Source organism: Peribacillus sp. 05N428 (assembly GCF_056397085.1).
In genome coordinates this window covers 167,248-191,311 of sequence record NZ_JBFTMS010000006.1, presented here as the reverse complement: position 1 = coordinate 191,311, position 24,064 = coordinate 167,248, and the positions used below count along the sequence as shown (strand labels likewise).

Sequence of the window (24,064 nt, the reverse complement as noted above, 5' to 3'; positions counted from 1 at the left end):
ATGGAGCAGTCTAAAGAGCAAAAAGTTCATCATGTCTTTGAAAAGATTTACGGAAATTATGACAAGATGAATTCCCTCATCAGCTTTAAACAGCATCTTAAATGGCGGAAGGCTACAATGGCCATCATGAATGTCCCAAAAGGCGCCCATGCACTGGATGTATGCTGTGGAACAGCGGACTGGACCATTGCCCTTGCTAATGAAGTAGGACCAGAAGGAAAGGTTGTTGGTCTGGATTTTAGTAAAAACATGCTGAAAATCGGCGAACAAAAGGTGAAGGAACTCAATCTGGATCAAGTTTCCCTAATGCATGGGAATGCAATGGAACTTCCTTTTGAGGATAATAGCTTTGACTATGTCACGATCGGTTTTGGGCTGCGGAATGTCCCTGATTACATGAAAGTGCTTAAAGAGTTAAACCGTGTAGCGAAGCCAGGTGGTATGGTCGTTTGCCTGGATACGTCACAGCCAACGATGCTAGGCTTTAAACAGGGCTATTATTTTTATTTCCGTTTCATCATGCCCATGTTCGGCAAATTATTCGCAAAAAGCTATAGTGAATACTCATGGCTGCAGGAATCGGCTCGAGATTTCCCAGGCATGAAAAAGCTTGAAAACATGTTTAAGCAGGCAGGAATGGAAAATGTCAGTTATAAAGCCCATTTCGGTGGGGTAGCAGCAACACATTTCGGGTACAAGCCTTCAAAATAAGCAGAATAGCAATGGACAAAGCTGGGTGGAATGTATGAAATTTAAAATGATGTATTCATTTTTGAATGCAGATTTGCAATTAATAGAAAAAGAACTGGAAGCCGCAATTGAAGCGGATTCCACGGTTTTAAGGGAAGCTTCCCTGCATTTACTGCAATCCGGTGGAAAACGGATCCGTCCGGTATTCGTCCTATTGGGTGCGAAGTTTGGCAACTATGATATTCATGTCGTAAAGCATGTCGCAGCGACTTTGGAACTGATCCATACGGCTTCCCTTGTACATGATGATGTTGTGGATGATGCGGATTTACGCAGGGGGTCGGCTACCATCAAGTCGAAATGGGATAATCGTGTCGCCATGTACACAGGCGACTTCATTTTTGCTCGTGCTCTGGAAATGATGGCGGTCATCGAGTCTCCGCTTGCGCATCAAATTCTCGCTGATACCATGGTTGAACTATGTCTTGGGGAAATTGAACAAATTAAAGATAAGTATAATTTCGAACAGAATTGGCGGATATATTTTAGACGGATCAAACGGAAAACGGCATTGCTCATTGCATCCAGCTGCCAGTTGGGAGCCATTTCAGCAGGTGTTGACGAGGGAATTCACGAAAAGCTATTTAAATTCGGATATTATGTCGGTATGTCCTATCAAATCACCGATGATATATTGGATTTTACGGCGTCGGAAGAAGAACTTGGTAAACCGGCGGGGAGTGATTTGATTCAAGGTAATATCACTTTACCCGTTTTGATCGCTATGGAGGATCCAAAGTTAAAAAAGCTTATCGAAACTGTTCGGGAAGATACGCCAAAAGATGAAATGTCCCATATAATCAATGCGATAAAAACTTCCGGTGCCATTGAACAGGCAGCGAGGATCAGTGATATGTATTTAGAAAAAGCTTTTACTGAGTTGAAAGGTCTTCCTGCCATTAAAGCTAGAAAAACTTTATCGGATATCGCGAAAAATATCGGAAAAAGAAAGTTTTGATAATGGGAGTTGCGAAACTCATCAAACAATGGTAATATTCTAAAAGTATTGCCTTATATAGGCAAATAACAATGATACATATTAGGAGTGACATTCATGGAAAGAACATTTTTAATGGTAAAGCCTGACGGCGTTCAACGCAATTTAATCGGTGAAATCGTTTCCCGTTTCGAAAAGAAAGGCTTCCTTCTTGCAGGAGCAAAATTAATGGTCATTTCTCAAGAATTGGCTGAGCAACATTATGGCGAGCACAAAGAACGTCCTTTCTTTGGCGAATTAGTGGACTTCATTACTTCAGGTCCTGTCTTCGCAATGGTTTGGGAAGGCGAAAATGTAATCGCTACAGCACGTCAAATGATGGGTGCTACTAACCCTAAAGATGCAGCAGCAGCAACAATTCGTGGCGATTTTGCCGTAACTGTCGGCAAAAACATCATTCACGGATCTGATTCAGCTGAAAGCGCTGTACGTGAAATCGGTTTATTCTTCAAAGAAGAAGAACTTGTTGAGTATTCTAAACTTGTAAACGAGTGGGTTTATTAATTAGTACTCATCACTATATAGGAAGCGGGTTCCATCGGCATTATGCGATGGAACCCGTTTTTTTTGCATTGCTTTTTAAGCTTCCCGGCATGGTAAGGAATTATTGCAGTTTAAAGAAAATATGGCACTCTCCGATATATAAAGGGAAGGACCACTTAAAATAATTATGTGCAGGGGAGTCGTAGGAATGCCTCAAGAATATGAAGAGTTTATTCGCAATATCAAGACGTTGACAGGCATTGATTTGGCATTATATAAGGAAGGGCAAATGAAAAGGCGACTGACATCTCTATATGAAAAAAGAGGATATCATTCATTTCGTGAATACTATAAAGACATTCAAACCAACTCCGAAGTTTTAAATGAGTTTCTGGATAGAATGACAATCAATGTTTCCGAATTTTATCGAAATGCGAAAAGATGGGAAGTGTTGGAGCGGAAAATCCTTCCTGGGTTATTAGCAAGCAAAAAAAAGTTGAAGATTTGGAGCGCGGCCTGTTCAACTGGTGAGGAACCATACACGCTTGCCATGATTTTATCCAATCTGGTTCCACTTAGCCGGATAGAGATATTGGCGACGGATCTGGATGAAAATGTGTTGGCGCGAGCGAAATTGGGGATGTATCCTGAGCGTTCCTTAAATGAAGTGCCTGAAGAAATCAAAAGGAAATACTTTGAAAAAAAAGCGGATTTTTATCGTGTCGATGAAGAAATCAAGAGAAGGGTAACATTTAAAAAGCAAAACCTTCTCGCTGATCGATTTGAACAAGGGTTCGATTTAATCATTTGCCGCAATGTGCTAATTTATTTCACGGAAGAAGCGAAAAATTTGTTATATGAAAAATTCAGTGCATCATTAAGGAGCGGCGGGGTTTTTTTTGTAGGAAGTACAGAGCAAATATTCACCCCTGGAAAATATCAATTTGAAACGATCGACACATTTTTTTATAAGAAAAAGTAAATAATTTTAAAAAAGGGACTGATTCTGCTCATGGGCGTTCAGTCCTTTTCGTTTGTCGAGTAATAGTAAATCCAACAGAATTCTGATTTGAAAGATTAAACTATATCGAAAATGTTTAAGTACTTGTAAAATAGAATGAAAAGTGATTAAATTCAAACAATATGGTTTTTACGTTTTACATATACCCACATTTCATAAAATTGTGGTATATTGATACATATACACTTTAAAGTGCTAAAAGGGGGCTGGAAGATGAGATATTTAACAGCGGGAGAATCACATGGTCCGCAACTGACTACTATCATTGAAGGATTACCGGCGGGAATGCCGATTTCGAATGAGGATATCAATCAAGAATTGGGACGCCGGCAAAAAGGGCATGGACGTGGAAGAAGGATGCAGATCGAGAAAGATCAGGCTTTTATTTCTTCAGGAATCAGACATGGCTACACTCTCGGTTCACCGGTTGCTTTGGTGGTCGAGAACGATGATTGGAAACATTGGACAAAGATTATGGGAAGTGAAGGGCTTTCAGAAGAGGAAGCTGAAGAAATTAAACGTAAAATCACCCGGCCTCGTCCTGGTCATGCCGACTTGAACGGCGGGATTAAATATGGGCACCGCGATTTGAGAAATGTTCTGGAACGATCTTCAGCCCGTGAAACGACAGTAAGGGTGGCAGCAGGTTCTGTCGCAAAAAAACTATTGTCTTTATTGGGGATTGAAGTGGCATCGCATGTTTTGGAAATTGGCGGAGTGAAGGCAGAACCGCCAAAATACGAAACGATCCAGCAATTGCAACAAGTAACAGAAGAATCTTCCGTTAGATGTTTCGACAAAAACGTTGAGCAGCAGATGAAGGATGCAATTGATGAAGCGAAACAAAAAGGTGATTCCATCGGCGGAATCGTCGAAGTCATTGTAGAAGGAATGCCGGTGGGAGTGGGAAGTTATGTGCATTATGACCGTAAGCTTGATGCAAAACTAGCCGCAGCGATAATGAGCATCAATGCATTCAAAGGTGTGGAAATAGGTCTAGGATTTGAAGCGGCCCATCTATTCGGCAGTGATGTCCATGATGAAATCGCATGGGATGAAGAACAGGGTTATTACCGGAAAACCAATCGCCTTGGCGGTTTTGAAGGCGGTATGACAACTGGAATGCCGATAGTTGTACGCGGTGTGATGAAGCCGATCCCCACTTTATATAAACCTTTGAAAAGTGTTGATATCGATACGAAGGAAGTGTTTGAAGCAAGTGTCGAGCGTTCCGATAGTTGTGCGGTCCCTGCAGCAGCAGTGGTAGCTGAGGCGGTAGTGGCATGGGAACTGGCGGTTGCCATCGTTGATCAATTCCCTTCAGATCGTTATGAGCAATTAGCAGAGTACATAAGATCATATCGGGAAGAAGTAAAGGGGTTTTAAATCATGGAATCCATCCAAATTAAAACGGCTTCCAAGCAATACCCGGTTTTAATTGGCAAGAAGGCAATCAATGAATTGCCCGAATTAATAACACATGAACTGAATCATCTAAACAAGATTCTGATCATAACTGATGAGAAAGTGGCGGCACTTCATTTGCAGACCGTGAAGGATGCCCTGCTCAAGACGGGAAAACCGATCTTGCATCATGTAGTGCCAGAAGGGGAGCATGCTAAAACATTCGATGTGTTTTATGAATGCCAAAGCTTCTGCTTATCCCAACAGATTAATCGCAAGTCATTGATCATCGCCCTTGGCGGCGGTGCAGTCGGTGACTTGGCTGGATTCGTTGCAGCTACTTTTATGAGAGGGATTCCATTTATACAGGTTCCGACGACTTTGCTTGCCCACGATAGTGCAGTGGGCGGCAAGGTTGCCATCAATCACCCGCTAGGGAAAAATATGATTGGGGCCTTTCATCAGCCTGAAGCGGTCATTTATGATCTGGAATTTTTAAAGACTCTGCCACTTAAAGAATTAAGGTCAGGTTTTGCAGAAGTCATTAAACATTCCTTGATAGCAGATAATGAGCTTTATCTATGGTTAAAGTCGAATATTGTTGATTTGAATGATATAACGGATGAGCAATTCCTTACCATGATTACAAAAGGGATTGGCATTAAAGCTAAAATTGTCGAAGAGGATGAGAAAGAAAACGGCATTCGTGCCTTTTTGAATTTTGGTCATACGCTTGGACATGCAGTGGAAGGTTCAATGGGATACGGAAACTTTACGCATGGGGAATCGATTTTAATCGGGATGGTATATGCACTTAAATTAAGCAGAAAGAAAGTGGATCTCGATTTTAAACTAGATGAGTTTATTGACTGGGTTTCTTCTTTAGGTTATCAAATAACCATTCCAACCCGACTTGAACATGCAATGCTGCTTGAATTAATGAAAACAGACAAAAAATCGGTCAATGATGCAGCTACCTTTGTCCTGCTAAACGAAGTGGGGTCACCGCTATTAATGGATATAGACGACTCTGAGCTGATAGAGGAAATGACGGAGATGATTTAGAGTTCAGGAGAAGGGGGACTATGTGTGATAAGAGGAATAAGGGGTGCCACTACAGTAGAAAGAGACACAGAAATGGAAGTGATTTCTGCTGTCGAAAAGTTGATGGCCGAGATCATTCAGGTCAATGAAATTGATCCCGATATGGTAGCTTCTGTATTTTTTTCTGCTACGGAAGAGATTCGTTCTGTCTTCCCTGCCAAAGCCTTGAGGAAATTCGAAGGCTGGACTTATGTACCGGTTACATGCATGAAAGAAATACCGGTGAGCAATTCCTTGCCATTTTGCATCCGGGTCATGATCCACGTAAATACGACAAAATCTCAAAAAGAGATACAGCATGTTTACCAGGCAGGGGCTACCGTATTACGGCCAGACTTGACAAAGCGGATATAAGATGATTACAAATCTATGAATATGATATACTATTCTCACACTTTCTTACTTTAAAGTGATAAAAATATAGAGGTGATTGACATGAAATGGAATGAAGCGGTCCTTTCCTTGAAGTCTTATCAACCGGGAAAATCCACTGATGAAGTGAAAAAATTATACGGGTTGGAAAAAATCACGAAATTAGCTTCAAATGAAAATCCCTTTGGCTGTTCGGAAAAGGTCAAGGAATCCGTTAGGAATTCAACCCATTCGTTTGCCATCTATCCAGATGGATATGCAACGATGCTAAGGGAAGCTGTTGCGAAACATACAGGTGTGAAAGAAACTCAGCTTATTTTTGGAAATGGATCTGATGAGAACATTCAAATCATCTCCAGGAGTCTATTGGGAGCTGGAAAGAATACGGTCATGGCAACAGGCACTTTTTCGCAGTATCGCCATAACGCCACGCTAGAAGGAGCGGAAATCAGGGAAGTTCCTCATATTGACGGTGCTCATGATCTAGAAGGAATGCTTAAAGTAATAGATGATGAAACAGCGGTTGTCTGGCTTTGTACACCAAATAATCCAACAGGTAAATACATTTCGGAACAGGACTTATTATCGTTCATCGAAAAAGTGCCGGAAGATGTTCTTATCGTTTTGGATGAAGCTTATTGTGAATATGCAACCGCTGAGGATTACCCGAGAACGAATCAATGGATTAATAAATATAAAAATTTGATCATACTCCGGACTTTCTCGAAAATTTATGGACTTGCCAGTTTTAGGGTAGGGTACGGTTTGGCGGATGAGGATATCATCCAGAAATTAGATCCATCCCGGGAACCATTCAATGTGAACACATTTGCACAGAATATTGCTATCGTCGCTTTGGAAGATCAGGCCTTCATTGAAAAATGCAAGGAAGAAAATCAAAAAGGGTTAAAACAGTACTATGAATTCTGCAATAAGGAAAATTTGGCTTATTACCCGTCACAAGGTAATTTCATCTTTATCCATTTTAAACAGGATGCCGATGTGGTATTTCAATATTTGCTTGAGCGCGGCTTCATCGCAAGGTCGGGGAAATCTTTCGGTTTTCCTAACAGCCTAAGGGTAACGATTGGTTCTACGGAAGAAAATGAAGGAATGATCCATGCTATTAAAGCTTTTTTGAATGAAGTTGAGGCACCTTCTGATTCGCTGCTTTAACGTTTCATCAAACCTAGAGGAGCATAAAAGATGCGGGGGAGAGAAGAGTGAAGGGTAAGGTTTTTGTAATAGGTTTAGGTCTAATAGGCGGATCATTGGCCATGGCTGTACGCCATGCGCATCCTGAAGCCGTTATTGTTGGTATGGACCTAAGTGAAAAGAATATTCAACTATCGATGCTATTGGGGATCATTGATGATTCTGTATCATCTTTGGAAGCGGGAGCATGTGAAGCTGATTTGATTCTACTTGCTGTGCCTGTCAATGAAACCGTAAAGATTTTAGCTCAATTGACTGATATGGATTTAAAAAGTGATGTCCTCATATCTGACGCAGGAAGTACGAAGGATACAGTCGTTAAAGCAGCGAAACCATTGATAGATAAAGGGGTGGCCTTCATCGGGGGGCACCCTATGGCTGGTTCCCATAAGAGCGGCGCTGCGGCAGCCAAATTACATTTATTCGAACATGCATTTTATTTGCTTACTCCGGGGGATTCCATCAAACAAGAAAAGGTTGAGCAGCTGAAAGGGTGGCTGCAGGGGACAAGAGCTAACTTTCTTATTGTTAGTCCTGCCACACATGATAAGCTGACTGGGGTCATTAGTCATTTTCCGCATATTGTCGCATCGGGGCTCGTTAAGCAAGCAGAAAATTATAGTAAGGAAAACAAGTTGATTTCAAGGCTCGCAGCAGGTGGATTCCGGGATATTACCAGAATCGCCTCAAGCAGTCCGGAAATGTGGCGTGACATTTTGTTACATAACCGGGATGTGCTGCTTGAATTAATGAATGATTGGCTGAATGAAATGGAGCATATAAAAGGTCTGGTTGCGAATGAAGATAGTGAAGAAATCCTTCGATTCTTTACCGATGCCAAGATTTTCAGGGATGATTTGCCGACACATGCGAAAGGCGCCATACCAGCGTTTTATGATTTATATATCGATATACCGGATTATGCCGGAATAATTTCTGAGATTACCGGATATTTGGCACAAGAAGGTATCAGCATTACAAACATAAGGATCATTGAAACCAGGGAAGAGATATACGGTGTGCTGGTCATCAGTTTCCAAACGGATGTTGATCGGATAAAAGCTGCGGAGTGTATTTCAAGACATACAGATTATGAAACGATCCTGGCATAATAATATAGGGAAGGATGGTTTTATGAATACTAAAAAATTACAAACGAACATCCAAACATTGCGTGGTTCGATTGCCATACCTGGAGATAAGTCGATCTCCCATCGTTCGATAATGTTTGGAGCCCTTGCCGAAGGGGAAACGACAGTAACTAATTTTCTTCCAGGAGCTGATTGTTTAAGTACGATTTCCTGTTTTAAGCAGCTTGGAGTCCATATTGAACAAGATGGCCAGCACGTCAAAATTGAAGGCAAAGGTTTTAATGGATTAAAGGAACCTGAATCAGTACTGGATGTCGGAAATTCTGGTACCACGATCAGGTTAATGATGGGCATATTGGCAGGACAGGATTTTTCAGCCGTTTTGGCAGGTGACGAATCGATAGCCAAACGTCCAATGACCCGGGTAGTCAACCCTCTTCGTCAGATGGGAGCAGCCATTGATGGCCGAAAAGGAGCAGAATATACTCCCCTCGCCATAAGAGGAGGCAAATTACAAGGATTTCGCTACGAATTGCCTGTAGCGAGTGCACAGGTGAAATCTGCGATAATCTTGGCTGGTTTACAGGCAGAAGGTGAAACGATCATTATCGAACCGGAAGAGACCCGTGATCATACAGAACGAATGATCCAGGAGTTTGGCGGGAAAATCGAAAAAGACGGCCAAACGATTAAAGTAAGCGGAAATCAAGTCTTCAAAGGGACGGCCATCCATGTGCCGGGTGATATTTCTTCGGCAGCTTTCTTCATGGTGGCTGCAGCGATTACGGAAAATAGTGAAGTGGTATTAAAGAATGTGGGCCTTAATTCGACAAGGACTGGAATCATCGAAGTCATGAAATCGATGGGGGCTGATATCACGATAGAGAAGAAGACGAGCGAGGGCGAACCTGCAGGTGACATCACGGTCAGAAGCTCCCGATTAAAAGGAACGACCATCAGCGGTGATTTAATTCCCCGTCTCATCGATGAAATACCGGTAATTGCACTTCTGGCGACACAGGCAGAAGGGGTAACGACAATCAAGGATGCAGCAGAATTAAAAGTGAAAGAGACGAATCGAATTGATACTGTTGCAAATGAGCTTTCCATCCTGGGGGCAGATATAACCCCGACAGCAGACGGATTGATCATCAAAGGCCGTAAAGCCCTGAATGGAGGTACGGTTACAAGCCATGGGGATCATCGTATCGGGATGATGCTTGCTGTAGCGGCTTTGATAACGGATGGGGAAGTGGAACTTGCCGACCCTGATGCCATCGATGTATCGTATCCACAATTTTTTGGGCATTTGACGCAATTGATAAAGTAAATATAAAAAAAGTTTACATACCTTATTTGGTCTGTAAACTTTTTTTAAATGCTCAAAAGTGTTGAAAGCGCTAACATCAGGGCTATTTTGTATCTGTATGGATCATGAAAATAATGAAAAAGGGGTTCATGATCAAAAAGGAGATTTACCACAGCGTGGAGAATTAACTAGTAACCTTTTTTTAATGAGAATGGGAGGGGACTTCATCGATGGAATACAAGGCTGCAGTATGGTAAACTAATGAATACTGTTTACTATGCATCTCGCGATTACATGGTATTTTGTTCTTAATGGCAGAGTATGTTACATTATGGCGTGAGTGTGTATGACTAGGGACCAAGTCTATCATGCAAAAGGAAGGATTCAACAATGAACACAGTGGAACAAGTTATACAGCATTTAAAAAAAGGGGAATTAACAGAAGCTCTTAAACATATAAATCGAATTAAATCATCAGAGTCAGCAGAGGACATTTTATTGCTGGCCGAAGAAATGCTCCAGCTTGGCTTTGCGGAAGAGGCAAAGGATCTTTTTGAACATCTGCTGCAACTCTATCCCGATGAAGGAGAATTGATTGTTTCGTTGGCGGAAATCCTGATTGATATGGACCAGGAAGATGAAGCGATGCTGATGCTTGAAAAAGTAAGTGCAGATGATGAAGTATATCCAAGTGCTTTGCTTTTGGAAGCGGACCTTTATCAATTACAGGGGATGGATGAGGTCAGCGAACGGAAATTACTGCAGGCTAAGGAAATGCTTCCGGATGAGATCATCATTGATTTTGCACTAGCTGAACTGTTCTTTCATCAAGGCAGGGATCAGGAAGCCATTGCAAATTACATAAAGGTTTTGGAACAGGAACAAGAAATCGCTGGTGTTAATGTCAATCAGAGGCTTGCTGAAGCATTAAGCAGCTCGGGCAAGTTCGAGGAGGCCCTTCCGCACTTTGAGAAGGCCTTGAAGGATGGACTTGAAATCAATACTTTATTTGAATATGCATTTACAGCTTTTCAGGCAGGTCTTTATGAGACAGCCGTACGAAAGTTTATTGAACTGAAAGAATTAGATCATGAATATCATTCACTATATTTGTACCTGGCAAAGAGTTATGAACATCTTGAAGATCTCGAAAATGCCTTGAAAACGGTCAAAGAAGGAATCAAGGCTGATGAATTCAATAAGGAACTTTACTTCTTCGGTGGTAAAATAGCCTTGAAAAGCGGTCTTGACGAAGAGGCTGAAAATCTATTTAAAGAAGCACTTGCCATTGATCCGGGATATCTGGAAGCTGCACTCACCCTTTTGAAATTGTATATGCACCAAGAAAGGTATGAAGATGTATTGGAGTGTATAGGTGAAGTAAGGCGATATGGAGAGGATGATCCTCAGTTTGACTGGATAGCTGCTGTATCTTATCAGCATACTGAACAATTTAAAGAGTCATTAACCAGCTATCATAAAGCATATAATTCATTCAACAGCAATCAAGATTTCCTTGAAGATTATGGTTTCTTTTTAATTGAAGAAGGAGACAGAGCCACATCTAGAGAAGTATTTAATAAGCTGCTTGAGATGAATCCGGCGAATGATGAGTATGCAATGATTTTGGAGCGGCTAGGTGAAAACACAGAGGAAATGTAGATAAGTGAAACAAAACTAAATCAAGACAGAGGAGGGAATTCATGGTGGCTGCCCCTGTTTCTGTGAATGAGAAGAAGGATTTTATTCGGTGGTTCTTAAATCATTATCAACTGAAACGAAGAGAATGCGTGTGGATATTGAATTACTTAATGAGTCATGATCAACTGATGAAAAAGGTTCATTTTGTAGAAAATGCACAATATTGCCCACGTGGACTGATTATGTCGACACATTGTGTGGATGAGGTCCCTTTCAGGTTCTATAAGTCTAATATCATGACGACCGATGCAGAGAAATCTTTTCATGATATCCGTTTAAATCGGGATGAAGACATTTATATTCAGCTTAATTTTAAATCGTCTTACTCTTCCTATCAATATGCAGCGGTACTCGAGCACAATCCCTTCATGCCGAAATCGACGGCATCGAATGAAAAAGATCAGCTGCTAGCTGAACAATTTTTAGAAAGAAGCATGTTGTATTTTCAAAGGGACCGTCTGCTTAAGGAAATCGATGAAGCGCTTGATAAGCATGATGAACAAGCATTTAAGGATTTAACCGAACAATTGAATCAATTGAAAGTACTTGGATGAAATAAATTGACCTTTCCGTAATCAGGAAAGGTTTTTATTTTTTATAAAACATTGATAAAATCCACATTTTTGTAAAGACTATGGGTATATGGTAAAGATGTTATAAAAATAATGGTAAAATGATAAGGAGTTGATTCAAAAAATCGGGAGTGATGAAAAAACATGAAGTGGACAGCAAAAGATCTTGACATGTATATGCAGTCAAAAGAGTATGTGGATACCGTTTTGATTCCTTTGGTTCCCCTATCTTTTAAAGGGCAAATGAAGCAAACGGGCTCAATGAATGAATTTCTTACCATTTTAAGCTTGGAAATTGAAAAGCAGATGAAAGGTAGAATTCTTTTATTGCCGACATTTCATTATTTAAGTGATGAAATGGATAAGGTTGAACGGTTAAAGCGTTGGGCCAATGAAGTGAAAGAAAATAATTTCGAGCATGTTTTCTTTCTTACATCGGACTTCGAGTGGAAAAAAGAAGAACGGGAATTAGAGAATAATTTAGTATGGATTCCTGCCATTCCCTTGGAAGGGCTTGAAATTGAACAAGCAAGGGAAATGATTAACCAGCAAGTTCTCCAAATCCTTGATATTTTCTCTTATAATTGGAAAAATGAAAAAAAGTAGGATTTTTCGCATTATTTGACACATAGTTGCCACCTTTTGGGTTTTACAAATATTGACCTTGGTAAATTATTGAGATATCATGGAAATGTCCTAGTTTTATAGTGTCGCTATTTATTGGTCCTTTGGGCTCTCAGTATAGTAATAGAGGGGGGGAAAACGCATGAGCAAGCATAATGTTTCACGACGTCAATTCCTTAATTACACACTTACTGGCGTTGGTGGATTTATGGCGGCCGGTATGTTGATGCCTATGGTTAGGTTTGCAATTGATCCTGTATTATCAGCTGATAAAGGCGGGGATTACGTTGCAACTAAGCAGAAGGTAGGTGATCTGACTACCGAACCGACCCGTGTCGACTTTAGTTTTAAACAGGTCGATGGGTGGTATGAGTCTGAAGAAACAAATACAGCTTGGGTTTACAAAACGGATGATGGTAAGATCGTTGCTTTATCTCCAATCTGTAAACATTTAGGCTGTACGGTAGGGTGGAATACGGATAAGACTAATCCGAATCAATTTTTCTGTCCTTGCCATTATGGTAGGTATACGAAAGATGGGATTAATGTGAAAGGGACACCGCCGGTTTCACCATTGGATGTCTTTGACACGAAAGAAAAAGATGGAATACTTTATTTGGGTCAACTAAAACCGCACGGGGAGGCGTAAACATTGCTAACAAAGTTATATGACTGGGTGGACGAGCGTTTAGATATTACGCCGTTATGGCGGGATATTGCTGACCATGAGGTTCCTGAACATGTTAACCCCGCACATCATTTTTCCGCATTCGTATATTGTTTTGGTGGGTTAACTTTCTTTATTACGGTCATCCAAATCTTGTCAGGCATGTTCTTGACGATGTACTATGTCCCGGACATTAAAAACGCTTGGGAATCTGTTTATTATTTGCAAAATGAAGTTGCCTTCGGTCAAATTGTCCGTGGTATGCATCACTGGGGAGCAAGTCTAGTTATCGTTATGATGTTTTTACATACTCTTCGTGTCTTCTTCCAGGGAGCTTACAAAAAACCGCGTGAATTGAACTGGATGGTCGGCGTATTGATTTTCTTCATCATGCTGGCATTAGGCTTGACTGGTTATTTATTGCCATGGGATATGAAAGCGCTATTCGCAACGAAAGTTACGTTGACAATTGTCGAATCGGTACCGTTGATGGGACCGGCACTCAAGACATTGATAGCAGGAGATCCAACCATCGTTGGAGCACAGACATTGACACGATTCTTTGCAATTCATGTATTCTTCCTGCCTGCAGCATTATTTGCATTACTAGCGGCTCATTTCCTGATGATCCGAAAACAAGGTATTTCAGGTCCACTATAAAAGAATGGTGAACCAAGAACCAAAAAAACCTTTTCATAAAGGAGGGGAATTGTTCTATGCATCGTGGGAAAGGTATGAAATTCGTAGGTGACTCGCGTATCTCCGCGAACCGTAAACCGAATATTCCGAAAGATTATTCAGAATATCCTGGGAAAACTGAAGCATTTTGGCCTAATTTCCTTTTAAAAGAATGGATGGTAGGAGCTGTATTTCTTGTAGGGTATCTTTGCCTGACAATCGCACATCCGTCACCATTGGAAAGGATAGCAGATCCTACAGATACAGCGTACATTCCGCTGCCAGACTGGTATTTCCTATTCCTTTACCAATTACTTAAGTATACCTATGCTTCAGGTCCTTATAATGCAATCGGGGCCCTGGTAATACCTGGTTTGGCTTTCGGAGCGTTGCTCTTGGCACCTTTTTTAGATCGTGGTCCAGAGCGGAGCCCGGCAAAACGTCCTTTTGCTGTAGGCTTCATGCTATTGGCAATTGCCGGCGTATTCTATTTGACATGGGAGTCTGCAGCTCACCATGATTGGGAAGCTTCCAAGAAACAAGGAGCGATCGTGGAAGGTGCAGACATTGATAAAGAGAGCGATGGGTATAAACTGATGGATTCCAGTGGCTGTATTAGCTGTCACGGAGCAGAGTTAACTGGTGGAGCAGGAGCGCCAAGCTTAATTGACACAGGCTTAAGTCCAGAAGAAATCTCTAAAATCGCAGTCAAAGGCCAGGGTAACATGCCAGCTGGCATGTTCAAGGGTACAGATGAAGAATTGGCAACATTAGCTGAATTTGTATCTGGTTTATCGACAAAGTAATATAGCCATCAACATCAATTTCTATCATAGGCTGTAAATGAAGCTGACGACTACGGTTGTCGGCTTTTTTATTGGTAAATTGAAGCGTATATGAGAAGAAATTGAAATGAATACTTGGTTTTCTGGTTGATGGCCTGTAAAATGAATATACTTAAGAATGTAAGTGAGGGTAAAAGAATGAATGTTATTTACAGTTTGCTTGCAAGCCGGCAAATGCTCGCTTTGTTATTATTAATAAATATATTCGGTACTGCCTATGGATATTATTGGTACGGTAGTCAATTGGAAAACACTCCGGCGATTTTTTTGGCATTTGTACCGGACAGCCCGACAGCTAGCCTGTTCTTTGTATTTGTTTTATTGGGGTTCCTGTTAAGAAGGAATTTCGGACTTATGGAAGCGTTGGCAATCATGACACTATTCAAATATGGAATATGGGCGGTTGCAATGAATTTGATGACCTTCTTGACAACCGGTTCATTGCCATGGGAAGGTTATATGTTAATGGCTTCTCATTTGGGGATGGCGATACAAGGGGTATTATATGCACCATTTTATCGAATAAAACCTTGGCATTTGATAGTGGCTGCGATTTGGACCATACATAATGACATAATCGATTATGTTTTTGAAATGATGCCAATTTATCGTGATTTATTGGTATATATGAATTCGATAGGTTATTTCACTTTTTGGCTCAGTATACTATCCATTTTTGTCGGCTGGTACTTTGGATATAGAAAAAAGCGGACCACCCTATCCATCATCCATTAAAAAGTTAACTCTAAATACAGCTTTGTAAAAGCAGGGTTAACTTTTTTATGTTGAACGAGGTCTACTCATGTTTTTTCTTTCATATCGTTTTAGTAGAGATATGAGGAGGGACGAGTAGCATGTTGAAAAAATTCATATTAACCATTGCTGTTTTATTTGTCGTCTTACATTTCCCTGTCTATGCAGAATCCTCTTCAAGTTTGGAGCAATTAGATAACATTTCCGATAGAGCCTTGGAAATGACCAAGTTGAAGCGATATGGAGATTCGGAAAAGATGCTGACGTTTTTTTCTGACCGGTTTTTAAAAGAGACAGCGAAAGAGCAGATCCTTGACATGGACGAACTTCGAATTATCACTGTAGCTCATAATGAGGCGTTGATGACAATAAAGGATATGAACAAGGGAGATTCCGAAAAGGTTAATTCTGTTACAAAGTTCCGGCTTGTTGTTGATGCGGTCAAGTCTACCCATCAGCCTCTTTGGACAGAGATGGAGGATCAAATGATGAATTCTTTCCAGCAGACAAAGAATGCCGCGATCAATCAAGACACAATTACCTTCAATAGCCAATTGAACTTATTCCTATCACAATATGAAATGATATATCCAAGCTTGAAAGTCGACCTTTCTAAAGAAACGATGCAGCAACTGGACACGAGGATTCAATACATCAACCAATACCGTCCGGAGGTAATCAGTGATGGAGAAAGTCAAAAGGAACTGGATGCGTTGCAAAACGAACTAACCTCCATTTTTGATGATATGGGGGAAGATGATGCAGATCCTTCCCTTTGGTGGGTCATCATATCGACAGGCTCAATCATCATCATGACGCTTTCTTATGTAGGCTGGAGGAAATATAAAGGTGATAGGGAAAAACCAAGGAAAGAACATAATGATTAAAAAGACAGGGGAAGAGAACACTATATTTGACACGGTTGCCTTCAATCCATAGAATTAAGAGTAATAATAGTTATAGGAGGATACCATGTATTTCATTTATTTGGCGATTATCATTTTAATCCCGATTTATGCACAAATGAAAGTGAAAAGCACATATAAAAAATATTCAAAGGTATCGGCCTCTTCCGGTATGAGTGGTGCTGAGACGGCGCGGGCCATTTTAGATCAAAATGGTCTGTTCAATGTCAGGGTCGAAGAGACACCTGGAATGCTTTCTGACCATTATGACCCAAGGGATAAAACAGTGCGTTTATCATCGGATAACTATCACGGCCATTCAGTTGCCGGTGTAGCGGTTGCAGCCCATGAAGTTGGACATGCGATTCAAGATAAAGAAGCCTATGCATTCTTGCGTTTCCGTCATGCATTAGTACCGGTAGCTAATTTTGGCTCTAACATATCTTGGATTTTGATTTTAATCGGGATGTTAGCTTCAATTCCTGAGTTGCTATTGGCGGGTATCGTATTTATGGCCGCCGCTGTATTGTTCCAAGTGATAACCCTGCCGGTTGAATTCAATGCCTCTTCTAGGGCGATGGATCAACTCGTTTCCGCCGGGGTCATCCGGAATGATGAAGAACGGGAAACGAAAAAAGTATTAAGTGCCGCTGCGATGACTTATGTTGCTGCCGCTCTTGTAGCCGTACTGGAATTAGTTCGTCTTCTGCTTATGTATACAGGAATGAGGGAAGAAGATTAATGAGAAAAGGACACCATCTTGGGATGGGGTCCTTTTCTCATTTTTAAGAGTATTTGCTGCACATTGCTAATAAAATTCAGTTGGACAGGGCAACATTCATAAGGGTTGCATTCAATCGGTATGTACAGTCAATGGATCACCTTTCAATGGGATTCTTGTTCTCATCAAGGGTAAAGCCCTCACCCAATACGTCATGAACTTCACTGACGGATACAAACGCATGAGGGTCCACAGAAGTTATGGCATTTTTTAAGCGGACTAACTCATTTTTTCCAACAACACAATAGAGGACTTCCCGGTCATTGCGTGTAAAGGACCCATAGCCCCTTAATACAGTTACGCCCCGCTCCATATCATTCATGATTTTTTCGGCAATTTCCTTGTTTTTGTCACTAATGATCATTGCACCTCTAGCAGCATAGGCTCCTTCTTGCATAAAGTCGATTACTCGGGCACCTATAAAAACGGCAACGAGGGTATACATCGCTTGCCGGTAATCCAGGTAGGTAAGGATGGACAGGCCAATGACGACGGCATCAAAGATGAACATGGTCCGACCCATGCCCATCCCTAAGTAACGATGGGCAAAACGGGCAATGATATCCACTCCGCCTGTTGTACCGCCGTAACGGAAAATGATGCCCAGGCCGACACCAACCGAGACCCCGGCAAACAATGCCACAAGCATCAAATCATTACCGAGATTGATTTCAAATTCGTATCTCTCGAAAACCCATAGCCAAACGGAGAGTCCAACCGTTCCGATAATCGTATAAAAGAAAGATGTGCGCCCTAAATATTTCCACCCGATTAAAAATAAAGGAATATTCAAAATCAAATTAGAATAAGAAGGATTTATCCCGATAAGTTGATATATAATCAAGGTGAGACCGGTGAATCCGCCCTCGGCCAAGTTGTTCTGCATGTTAAAATGCACGAGGCCAAATGCGAATATTCCAGCCCCAAAAAGGATGAATATGATATTTTTCAATTTTAAGCCCAAAAGCATGTCCCATACCTCCAAAGGTTTGCATAGCATTAATTTACTTATTATAACTAATTAACCAACTATGGGCAATTTTGATTCGCAAACGTATCTGTTGTCATCTGTTTCACTTTTAGCTAACATGGAGAAGGTATGATGTTTGAAAACGAAAATCAAGAATGGGTGACTCATATGGAAAAGCAAAAGACGATCCAACAAATGCAAGCGGAAGTCGACCAATACATAGGACAATTTAAAGAAGGATATTTCAGCCCTCTCGCCATGCTCGCCCGCATGTCTGAAGAACTTGGGGAATTGGCTAGGGAAGTCAATCATTACCATGGTGAAAAACCAAAGAAAGCGACAGAGGAAGAGAATACCATTGAAGCGGAATTGGGGGACATGCTTTTTGTGTTGATTTGTTTTGCCAATTCTTTAGGGATTGATCTTCAAAACTCGCATGATTTGGTCATGGAAAAATTTACAACCCGCGATAAAGATAGATGGACAAGAAAAGAAGAGGAAATGGAGGAGGAAGGTAAAGATGAGTAAAGTGAAAGTGATTGTAGCAGGTCCACGAGGCAGAATGGGAAATGAAGCGGTGAAGCTTGTACATAGGACAGAAGGGTTTGAATTGGCAGCTGTCATAGATCGCAAGCATAACGGGGAAAGCCTTTCCGCAATAGAAGGTTTTCACGGGATCGAAGCGCCGGTTTTTTCTGATATAAATGAATGCTTTTCTTCTGTAGAGGCAGACGTATTGATCGATTTGACCACACCGGAAGTCGGCATGTTCCATACCGAAACGGCACTTAATCATGGCATCCGCCCTGTAGTGGGAACGACTGGTTTTACAAAAGATGATTTAGCAAAGCTGGATTCATTGACAAAAGAAAAAGGCATTGGTTGCATCATCGCGCCAAACTTTGCAATTGGCGCCATTTTGATGATGAAGTTTTCCCAAATGGCCGCAAAGTATTTCCCGGATGTGGAAATCATAGAAATGCACCATGATCAAAAACTGGATGCACCTTCTGGAACTGCTTCCAAAACGGCAGACATGATTGCAGCGGTACGTGAAACAAAACAACAGGGGCACCCTAATGAAAAAGAAACCATCCAGGGGGCAAGAGGTGCAAATGTAGATGGCATGCATATCCACAGTGTCCGTCTACCGGGACTCGTTGCCCATCAACAGGTGCTTTTCGGAAGTGAAGGAGAGCTATTGACGGTTAGGCATGATTCCTTTAATCGAGCTTCGTTCATGTCAGGAGTCAAACTTGCTGTCGATACCGTCATGAAATTGGATGTTCTTGTATACGGCTTGGAAAATATTATTGAATAGGGATCAGGAGGATTTACGATGAAAATTGCCTTAATTGCCCATGATATGAAAAAAGAAGATATCATTCAATTTGTTACAGCCTATAAAGATGTATTTGAGCAGCATGAATTATTTGCAACAGGTACGACTGGGAAACGAATCATGGAAGAAGTATCACTGCCTGTCCATCGTTTTCATTCAGGACCTCTTGGCGGGGATCAGGAAATAGGTGCAATGATTGCACGCGGAGAAATGGACATGGTCCTATTTTTCCGCGATCCTTTGACATCACAGCCGCATGAACCTGATGTATCGGCGCTTATCCGCCTATCAGATGTATATGAAATTCCCTTGGCAACGAATATGGGCACTGCAGAAGTGCTCATACAAGGTTTGAAACACGGATATATGGACTGGCTAAAACTAAGGCAAAAACAAGGTGAGATAAATGATAAACAAAAGTAACATAGATATCCTGGCTTTCGGGGCACATGCGGATGATGTTGAAATCGGAATGGGTGGCACGATCGCTAAATATGTGCAACAAGGCAGGAAAATTGTCATTTGTGATTTGACAAAAGCTGAAATGTCGTCCAATGGAACCGTTCCATTGCGGCAAGAGGAAGCCGATAAGGCTGCTGAAATCCTTGGGGTGAAGAGGATTTCCCTTGATCTACCCGACAGGGGCCTATACATGAAGGCGGAATACATAAATCAAATCATCAAGGTCATTCGCCAATATAAACCTGCACTTGTATTTGCTCCATTTTTGGAAGACCGCCATCCCGATCATGGTAACTGTGCCAAATTAGTGGAGGAAGCAGTTTTTTCGGCAGGAGTAAGAAAGTATATGGAAGAAGAAGGCATGGATTCCCATCGTGTCCAAAATATGCACTATTATATGATCAATGGGTTTCACAAACCGGACTTCGTCGTGGATATCACTTCTACAATATCGAAAAAGCTGGATAGCCTTAGGGCATATGGGAGCCAATTCGAAAAAAGTCAAGTATCTGTAGAAACACCGTTAGTTAATGGCTATATCGAGACTGTAGAGGCACGGGAGCGGATGTTTGGCAAAGAAGTGGGTGTCGCCTTTGCGGAGGGATTCATGACAAAAAAACCGTTACTTATCGATGCCGACTTGTTAGGAGAATAATAATCTTATGAAATTAAAAATTGGAATTACCTGTTACCCGACAGTTGGGGGTTCTGGTGTCGTAGCAACTGAATTAGGTAAGATGCTTGCAGAAAAAGGACATGAAATACATTTCATTTCTTCAAGCATCCCTTTTCGCTTAAATAAGATGTACTGTAATATTTTTTATCACCAGGTTGAAGTGAACTCATATTCAGTCTTTCAATATCCACCATATGACCTGGCGCTTGCGAGCAAGATGGCGGATGTCGTAAAACGGGAGAAATTAGATATCCTACACGTTCACTATGCAATTCCACATGCTGTTTGTGCGATCCTTGCAAAGCAGATGTCAGGTAATGAAGTAAAGATCGTAACTACACTGCATGGTACGGATATCACTGTTTTGGGCCAGGATCCCTCATTGACCAATTTGATTAAATTCGGCATAGAGCAATCAGATGTCGTTACAGGAGTATCTAATTCCCTTGTTCAGCAAACGCACGAATTAATCGCGCCGGATAAGGAAATCAAAACCGTTTATAATTTTATTGATGAAAGAGAGTACCGTAAAACCGATTCCGATTACCTTAAGGATGAATACGGAATCAGGGAAGATGAAAAAGTGATCATACATGTTTCGAATTTCCGTTCGGTCAAGCGAGTGAAAGATGTCATCCAGGCGTTTTATTTAACTCAAAAGAAATTGCCTGCAAAGCTACTCCTCGTAGGAGACGGGCCGGAAGTGACAACCGTATTGAAATTGGCTAAAGATCTTGGAATCGATGATGCGGTCTTGTTCCTTGGTAAGCAGGATAACCTTGCGGAATTATATTCAATCAGTGATTTGATATTCCTGTTATCGGAAAAAGAGAGTTTCGGACTTGTGCTGCTCGAGGCGATGGCATGTGGAGTTCCTTGTATCGGGACGAATATCGGGGGAATACCCGAAGTCATCGTTGATGGGGAGACTGGTTATATTTGTGAACTGGGAGATGTCAAAATGGTTGCTGAAAAAGCGATTGGACTTTTAAGCGACCCGAGTTTACATAAACGCTTTTCTGAAGCTGCGCTTGAAAGGGCCAATACCGATTTTCATAGTGATACGATTATGTCAGAGTATGAAGCCATCTACATTCAAGCACTTGAAGGTAAATCCATGGAATAGGGAGGAGACGCTGATGGATCGATTATTCTTGAAATCAGTACCCATTCTGGAATTGATTGAAGAAGCAGGATATGAGGCTTATTTCGTTGGCGGCTCTGTAAGGGATTATATCCTTGGCAGGCCCATAAACGATGTGGACATCGCTTCTTCCGCCACACCCCAGGAAATCAAAAGGATTTTTCCTAATACGGCTGATATCGGAATCGACCACGGTACAGTGCTTGTCATTACGGATACGGGTACATACGAAATTACGACGTTTAGAACGGAAAGCGGGTATTCGGACTTTCGCAGGCCCGATGCCGTAGAGTTTGTCCGTTCTTTGACCGAAGATTTGCAAAGAAGAGATTTTACCATGAATGCAATAGCAATGGATAAGACCGGAAAGATCATTGATCCATTTAATGGTAAGCGCGATTTGGCACAAAAAAGGATTATCACGGTTGGTAACCCGCATGAAAGGTTTAATGAGGATGCATTGAGAATGATGCGTGCTTTAAGGTTCGTCAGTCAACTTGATTTTGAACTGGATCATGAAACCTTTGATTCCCTTAAAGAGAACGCCCAGAACATCAGTGAAATCGCTGTCGAAAGAATCCTGGTTGAATTTGAGAAACTAGCGGCCGGCTCTAATAAGATAAAGGCTTTCTCACTCTTGCTTGAAAGCGGATTATATCAATACCTGCCTCTATTCTCACGTAAAAAAGAACATCTAATGGACTTACTGAACCTGCCGCTTCATCAACTGAATGCGGCAGAAATATGGTCTATCATCATGATTCACACAAAGGAACAAGAAATCGAAGAGGCTTTGAGGGCATGGAAGCTGCCATTGAAAACCATAAGAAACGTTCAACGTACGATAAAGCTGGTGAAGAGTAAGGAACCAGCAGCCATCGATGTATTTCAGGCAGGTCATGGCATAACGGTACAAGCTGCTAAAGTCAGAGCTGCACTGAATGGCGGGAATGTATCGGATGCTGAAGAGAATGCACACCACCGCTATAATGGACTTATTATAAAACAAATGTCGGATCTTGCCGTCACGGGGACGGATTTATTGATTTGGCATCAAGAAAAGCCAGGTCCATGGGTCAAGGAATACTTGGAAAAAATATTGAAAGCTGTCTTGAATGAAGAATTAAGAAATGATAAAGAAGAAATTAAGAGGTGGCTGGTGAAATGCAATCTGAGTTAAGAACAAAGCTGATGGAAGCCCTCTCAAAAGCGGATGGTGCGTTTATATCCGGTCAGGAAATTGCTGAATACATTGGCTGTTCACGCACAGCGGTCTGGAAGCATATAGAAGACCTGCGCAGTGAAGGGTATAATGTCGAAGCTGTTAGGAAAAAAGGCTACCGGATCATATCAGCGCCGGAAAAAGTGTCCGAGAGCGAAATACAACTTGGCTTGGAAACAAAAACGATCGGCAAAATGATCCATTATCAGGAAACTGTGGAATCCACTCAAAAAATTGCGCATCAACTAGCAAATGAAGGTGTTCAGGAGGGAACCCTCGTCGTTGCCGAGGAGCAGTTATCCGGAAAAGGAAGGCTAATGAGATCTTGGCATTCCCCAAAATTCAGCGGGATATGGATGAGTCTGATCCTAAGACCGAAAATTCCGATTCATGAGGCGCCACAACTTACATTATTGGCCGCGGTCGCTGTAGCTCAGGCTATAGAGGATACCACTGATTTGAAGCCGCAGATAAAGTGGCCGAATGATATTTTGGTGAATCGCAAGAAAGTGGTGGGCATCCTGACGGAGATGCAGGCGGAGTCAGATAGAATCCATTCTGTCATTATCGGAATTGGAATGAATATCAATCAGCAATTGGAGGATTTTCCTGAAGAACTGCAGGAAAAAGCGTCTTCCCTTCTCATAGAAAGTGGAGGGACGGTTTCGAGGTCCAAGGTCATTCAACGAGCATTATTTCGTCTTGAAAATTTGTACGAACTCTATTTGGATCAAGGGTTCATGCCTATAAAGGATTTATGGGAGAGTTATGCAATCAGTCTTGGACAGGTAATCAAAGCCAGTACCGTTAATGACACGATTGTCGGAAAGGCATTGGGCATAACGGATTCAGGCGTTTTACTTCTCGAAGACGGAAAAGGTACCGTACATTCGATATATTCTGCAGATATTGAAATTCAGTAGATTTTTGTCAAATTCGTGAAAATTAAATAGAAAATTTCTTTTTTGCTTGATAT

Annotated in this window: 27 protein-coding genes; 26 read left to right on the top strand and 1 reads right to left on the bottom strand. The window is 41.5% G+C overall.

The window, feature by feature from the left end; genetic code table 11:
• From AC1DIV_RS08555 to AC1DIV_RS08465, 19 genes are all read left to right on the top strand, one after another.
• Nucleotides 1–711, top strand: a complete 711-nt coding sequence (locus tag AC1DIV_RS08555) for a demethylmenaquinone methyltransferase (protein ID WP_034308012.1) — start codon at nt 1–3, stop codon at nt 709–711.
• A 34-nt stretch (nt 712–745) separates the two neighbouring features.
• Complete coding sequence (gene hepT, locus AC1DIV_RS08550; protein ID WP_048681687.1) at nt 746–1,708, top strand: heptaprenyl diphosphate synthase component II; 963 nt, start codon at nt 746–748, stop codon at nt 1,706–1,708.
• 96 nt (nt 1,709–1,804) lie between these two features.
• Nucleotides 1,805–2,251, top strand: coding sequence for a nucleoside-diphosphate kinase (ndk, locus tag AC1DIV_RS08545; RefSeq protein WP_034308008.1), 447 nt, complete (start codon nt 1,805–1,807; stop codon nt 2,249–2,251).
• A gap of 187 nt (nt 2,252–2,438) precedes the next feature.
• Nucleotides 2,439–3,212 carry a CheR family methyltransferase gene (locus AC1DIV_RS08540; protein WP_340876840.1) on the top strand — a complete coding sequence of 258 codons (774 nt, stop codon included), beginning with the start codon at nt 2,439–2,441 and terminating at the stop codon, nt 3,210–3,212.
• A 252-nt stretch (nt 3,213–3,464) separates the two neighbouring features.
• Nucleotides 3,465–4,637 carry a chorismate synthase gene (gene aroC / locus AC1DIV_RS08535; RefSeq protein WP_477576181.1) on the top strand — a complete coding sequence of 391 codons (1,173 nt, stop codon included), beginning with the start codon at nt 3,465–3,467 and terminating at the stop codon, nt 4,635–4,637.
• 3 nt (nt 4,638–4,640) lie between these two features.
• A complete protein-coding gene (gene aroB, locus AC1DIV_RS08530) occupies nt 4,641–5,720 on the top strand; it encodes a 3-dehydroquinate synthase (RefSeq protein WP_340876838.1) in 1,080 nt (359 codons plus the stop codon).
• Between the two features lie 24 nt (nt 5,721–5,744).
• Nucleotides 5,745–6,113 carry a chorismate mutase gene (aroH, locus tag AC1DIV_RS08525; RefSeq protein WP_048681675.1) on the top strand — a complete coding sequence of 123 codons (369 nt, stop codon included), beginning with the start codon at nt 5,745–5,747 and terminating at the stop codon, nt 6,111–6,113.
• Nucleotides 6,114–6,194: 81 nt separating this feature from the next.
• On the top strand, nt 6,195–7,307 hold the full coding sequence (hisC, locus tag AC1DIV_RS08520) for a histidinol-phosphate transaminase (RefSeq protein ID WP_289350370.1): 1,113 nt from the start codon (nt 6,195–6,197) through the stop codon (nt 7,305–7,307).
• 47 nt (nt 7,308–7,354) lie between these two features.
• Entirely contained in the window at nt 7,355–8,458 is a 1,104-nt protein-coding gene (locus AC1DIV_RS08515) for a prephenate dehydrogenase (RefSeq protein WP_340876836.1), read from the top strand.
• A 22-nt stretch (nt 8,459–8,480) separates the two neighbouring features.
• Nucleotides 8,481–9,767: a 3-phosphoshikimate 1-carboxyvinyltransferase gene (aroA, locus tag AC1DIV_RS08510; protein ID WP_252267000.1), complete on the top strand. Its 1,287-nt coding sequence runs from the start codon at nt 8,481–8,483 to the stop codon at nt 9,765–9,767.
• Nucleotides 9,768–10,136: 369 nt separating this feature from the next.
• Nucleotides 10,137–11,408 (top strand): tetratricopeptide repeat protein, encoded by a 1,272-nt coding sequence (locus AC1DIV_RS08505; protein ID WP_323597742.1) that lies wholly within the window; start codon nt 10,137–10,139, stop codon nt 11,406–11,408.
• A 41-nt stretch (nt 11,409–11,449) separates the two neighbouring features.
• Nucleotides 11,450–12,001 (top strand): ReoY family proteolytic degradation factor, encoded by a 552-nt coding sequence (locus tag AC1DIV_RS08500; RefSeq protein WP_034307987.1) that lies wholly within the window; start codon nt 11,450–11,452, stop codon nt 11,999–12,001.
• Between the two features lie 162 nt (nt 12,002–12,163).
• Complete coding sequence (locus AC1DIV_RS08495) at nt 12,164–12,625, top strand: YpiF family protein (RefSeq protein WP_053535588.1); 462 nt, start codon at nt 12,164–12,166, stop codon at nt 12,623–12,625.
• A 160-nt stretch (nt 12,626–12,785) separates the two neighbouring features.
• Nucleotides 12,786–13,292, top strand: a complete 507-nt coding sequence (locus AC1DIV_RS08490) for a Rieske (2Fe-2S) protein (protein ID WP_048681654.1) — start codon at nt 12,786–12,788, stop codon at nt 13,290–13,292.
• A gap of 3 nt (nt 13,293–13,295) precedes the next feature.
• Nucleotides 13,296–13,970: a menaquinol-cytochrome c reductase cytochrome b subunit gene (gene qcrB / locus AC1DIV_RS08485; RefSeq protein ID WP_034307974.1), complete on the top strand. Its 675-nt coding sequence runs from the start codon at nt 13,296–13,298 to the stop codon at nt 13,968–13,970.
• 56 nt (nt 13,971–14,026) lie between these two features.
• Nucleotides 14,027–14,794, top strand: a complete 768-nt coding sequence (locus AC1DIV_RS08480) for a menaquinol-cytochrome c reductase cytochrome b/c subunit (protein WP_340876835.1) — start codon at nt 14,027–14,029, stop codon at nt 14,792–14,794.
• Nucleotides 14,795–14,971: 177 nt separating this feature from the next.
• Entirely contained in the window at nt 14,972–15,568 is a 597-nt protein-coding gene (gene lhaT, locus AC1DIV_RS08475; protein WP_048681648.1) for a lipoprotein heptaprenylglyceryl N-acetyltransferase LhaT, read from the top strand.
• 119 nt (nt 15,569–15,687) lie between these two features.
• Entirely contained in the window at nt 15,688–16,473 is a 786-nt protein-coding gene (gene ypjB, locus AC1DIV_RS08470) for a sporulation protein YpjB (protein WP_034307968.1), read from the top strand.
• A gap of 85 nt (nt 16,474–16,558) precedes the next feature.
• Nucleotides 16,559–17,233, top strand: a complete 675-nt coding sequence (locus AC1DIV_RS08465; RefSeq protein ID WP_034307967.1) for a zinc metallopeptidase — start codon at nt 16,559–16,561, stop codon at nt 17,231–17,233.
• A gap of 136 nt (nt 17,234–17,369) precedes the next feature.
• Here AC1DIV_RS08465 and AC1DIV_RS08460 read toward each other — a convergent pair whose 3' ends face one another.
• Nucleotides 17,370–18,242: a YitT family protein gene (locus tag AC1DIV_RS08460; RefSeq protein WP_034307964.1), complete on the bottom strand. Its 873-nt coding sequence runs from the start codon at nt 18,240–18,242 to the stop codon at nt 17,370–17,372.
• A 132-nt stretch (nt 18,243–18,374) separates the two neighbouring features.
• Between AC1DIV_RS08460 and AC1DIV_RS08455 the strand changes: the two genes are divergently transcribed.
• Genes AC1DIV_RS08455 through AC1DIV_RS08425 form a run of 7 tightly spaced genes read left to right on the top strand, consistent with a single transcriptional unit; the run spans nt 18,375 to nt 24,011 of the window.
• On the top strand, nt 18,375–18,770 hold the full coding sequence (locus AC1DIV_RS08455) for a nucleotide pyrophosphohydrolase (RefSeq protein ID WP_238141515.1): 396 nt from the start codon (nt 18,375–18,377) through the stop codon (nt 18,768–18,770).
• Complete coding sequence (gene dapB, locus AC1DIV_RS08450; RefSeq protein ID WP_048681640.1) at nt 18,763–19,563, top strand: 4-hydroxy-tetrahydrodipicolinate reductase; 801 nt, start codon at nt 18,763–18,765, stop codon at nt 19,561–19,563. Before AC1DIV_RS08455 ends, dapB begins: the two co-directional genes overlap by 8 nt.
• Nucleotides 19,564–19,581: 18 nt before the next feature.
• A complete protein-coding gene (locus AC1DIV_RS08445) occupies nt 19,582–20,007 on the top strand; it encodes a methylglyoxal synthase (protein ID WP_048681639.1) in 426 nt (141 codons plus the stop codon).
• Nucleotides 19,991–20,701: a bacillithiol biosynthesis deacetylase BshB1 gene (bshB1, locus tag AC1DIV_RS08440; protein WP_054400281.1), complete on the top strand. Its 711-nt coding sequence runs from the start codon at nt 19,991–19,993 to the stop codon at nt 20,699–20,701. Before AC1DIV_RS08445 ends, bshB1 begins: the two co-directional genes overlap by 17 nt.
• Before the next feature lie 7 nt (nt 20,702–20,708).
• Entirely contained in the window at nt 20,709–21,848 is a 1,140-nt protein-coding gene (gene bshA, locus AC1DIV_RS08435) for an N-acetyl-alpha-D-glucosaminyl L-malate synthase BshA (protein WP_340876830.1), read from the top strand.
• Nucleotides 21,849–21,861: 13 nt separating this feature from the next.
• A complete protein-coding gene (locus AC1DIV_RS08430; protein WP_340876828.1) occupies nt 21,862–23,046 on the top strand; it encodes a CCA tRNA nucleotidyltransferase in 1,185 nt (394 codons plus the stop codon).
• Entirely contained in the window at nt 23,031–24,011 is a 981-nt protein-coding gene (locus tag AC1DIV_RS08425; protein ID WP_048681627.1) for a biotin--[acetyl-CoA-carboxylase] ligase, read from the top strand. Before AC1DIV_RS08430 ends, AC1DIV_RS08425 begins: the two co-directional genes overlap by 16 nt.
• Nucleotides 24,012–24,064 lie beyond the last annotated feature (53 nt).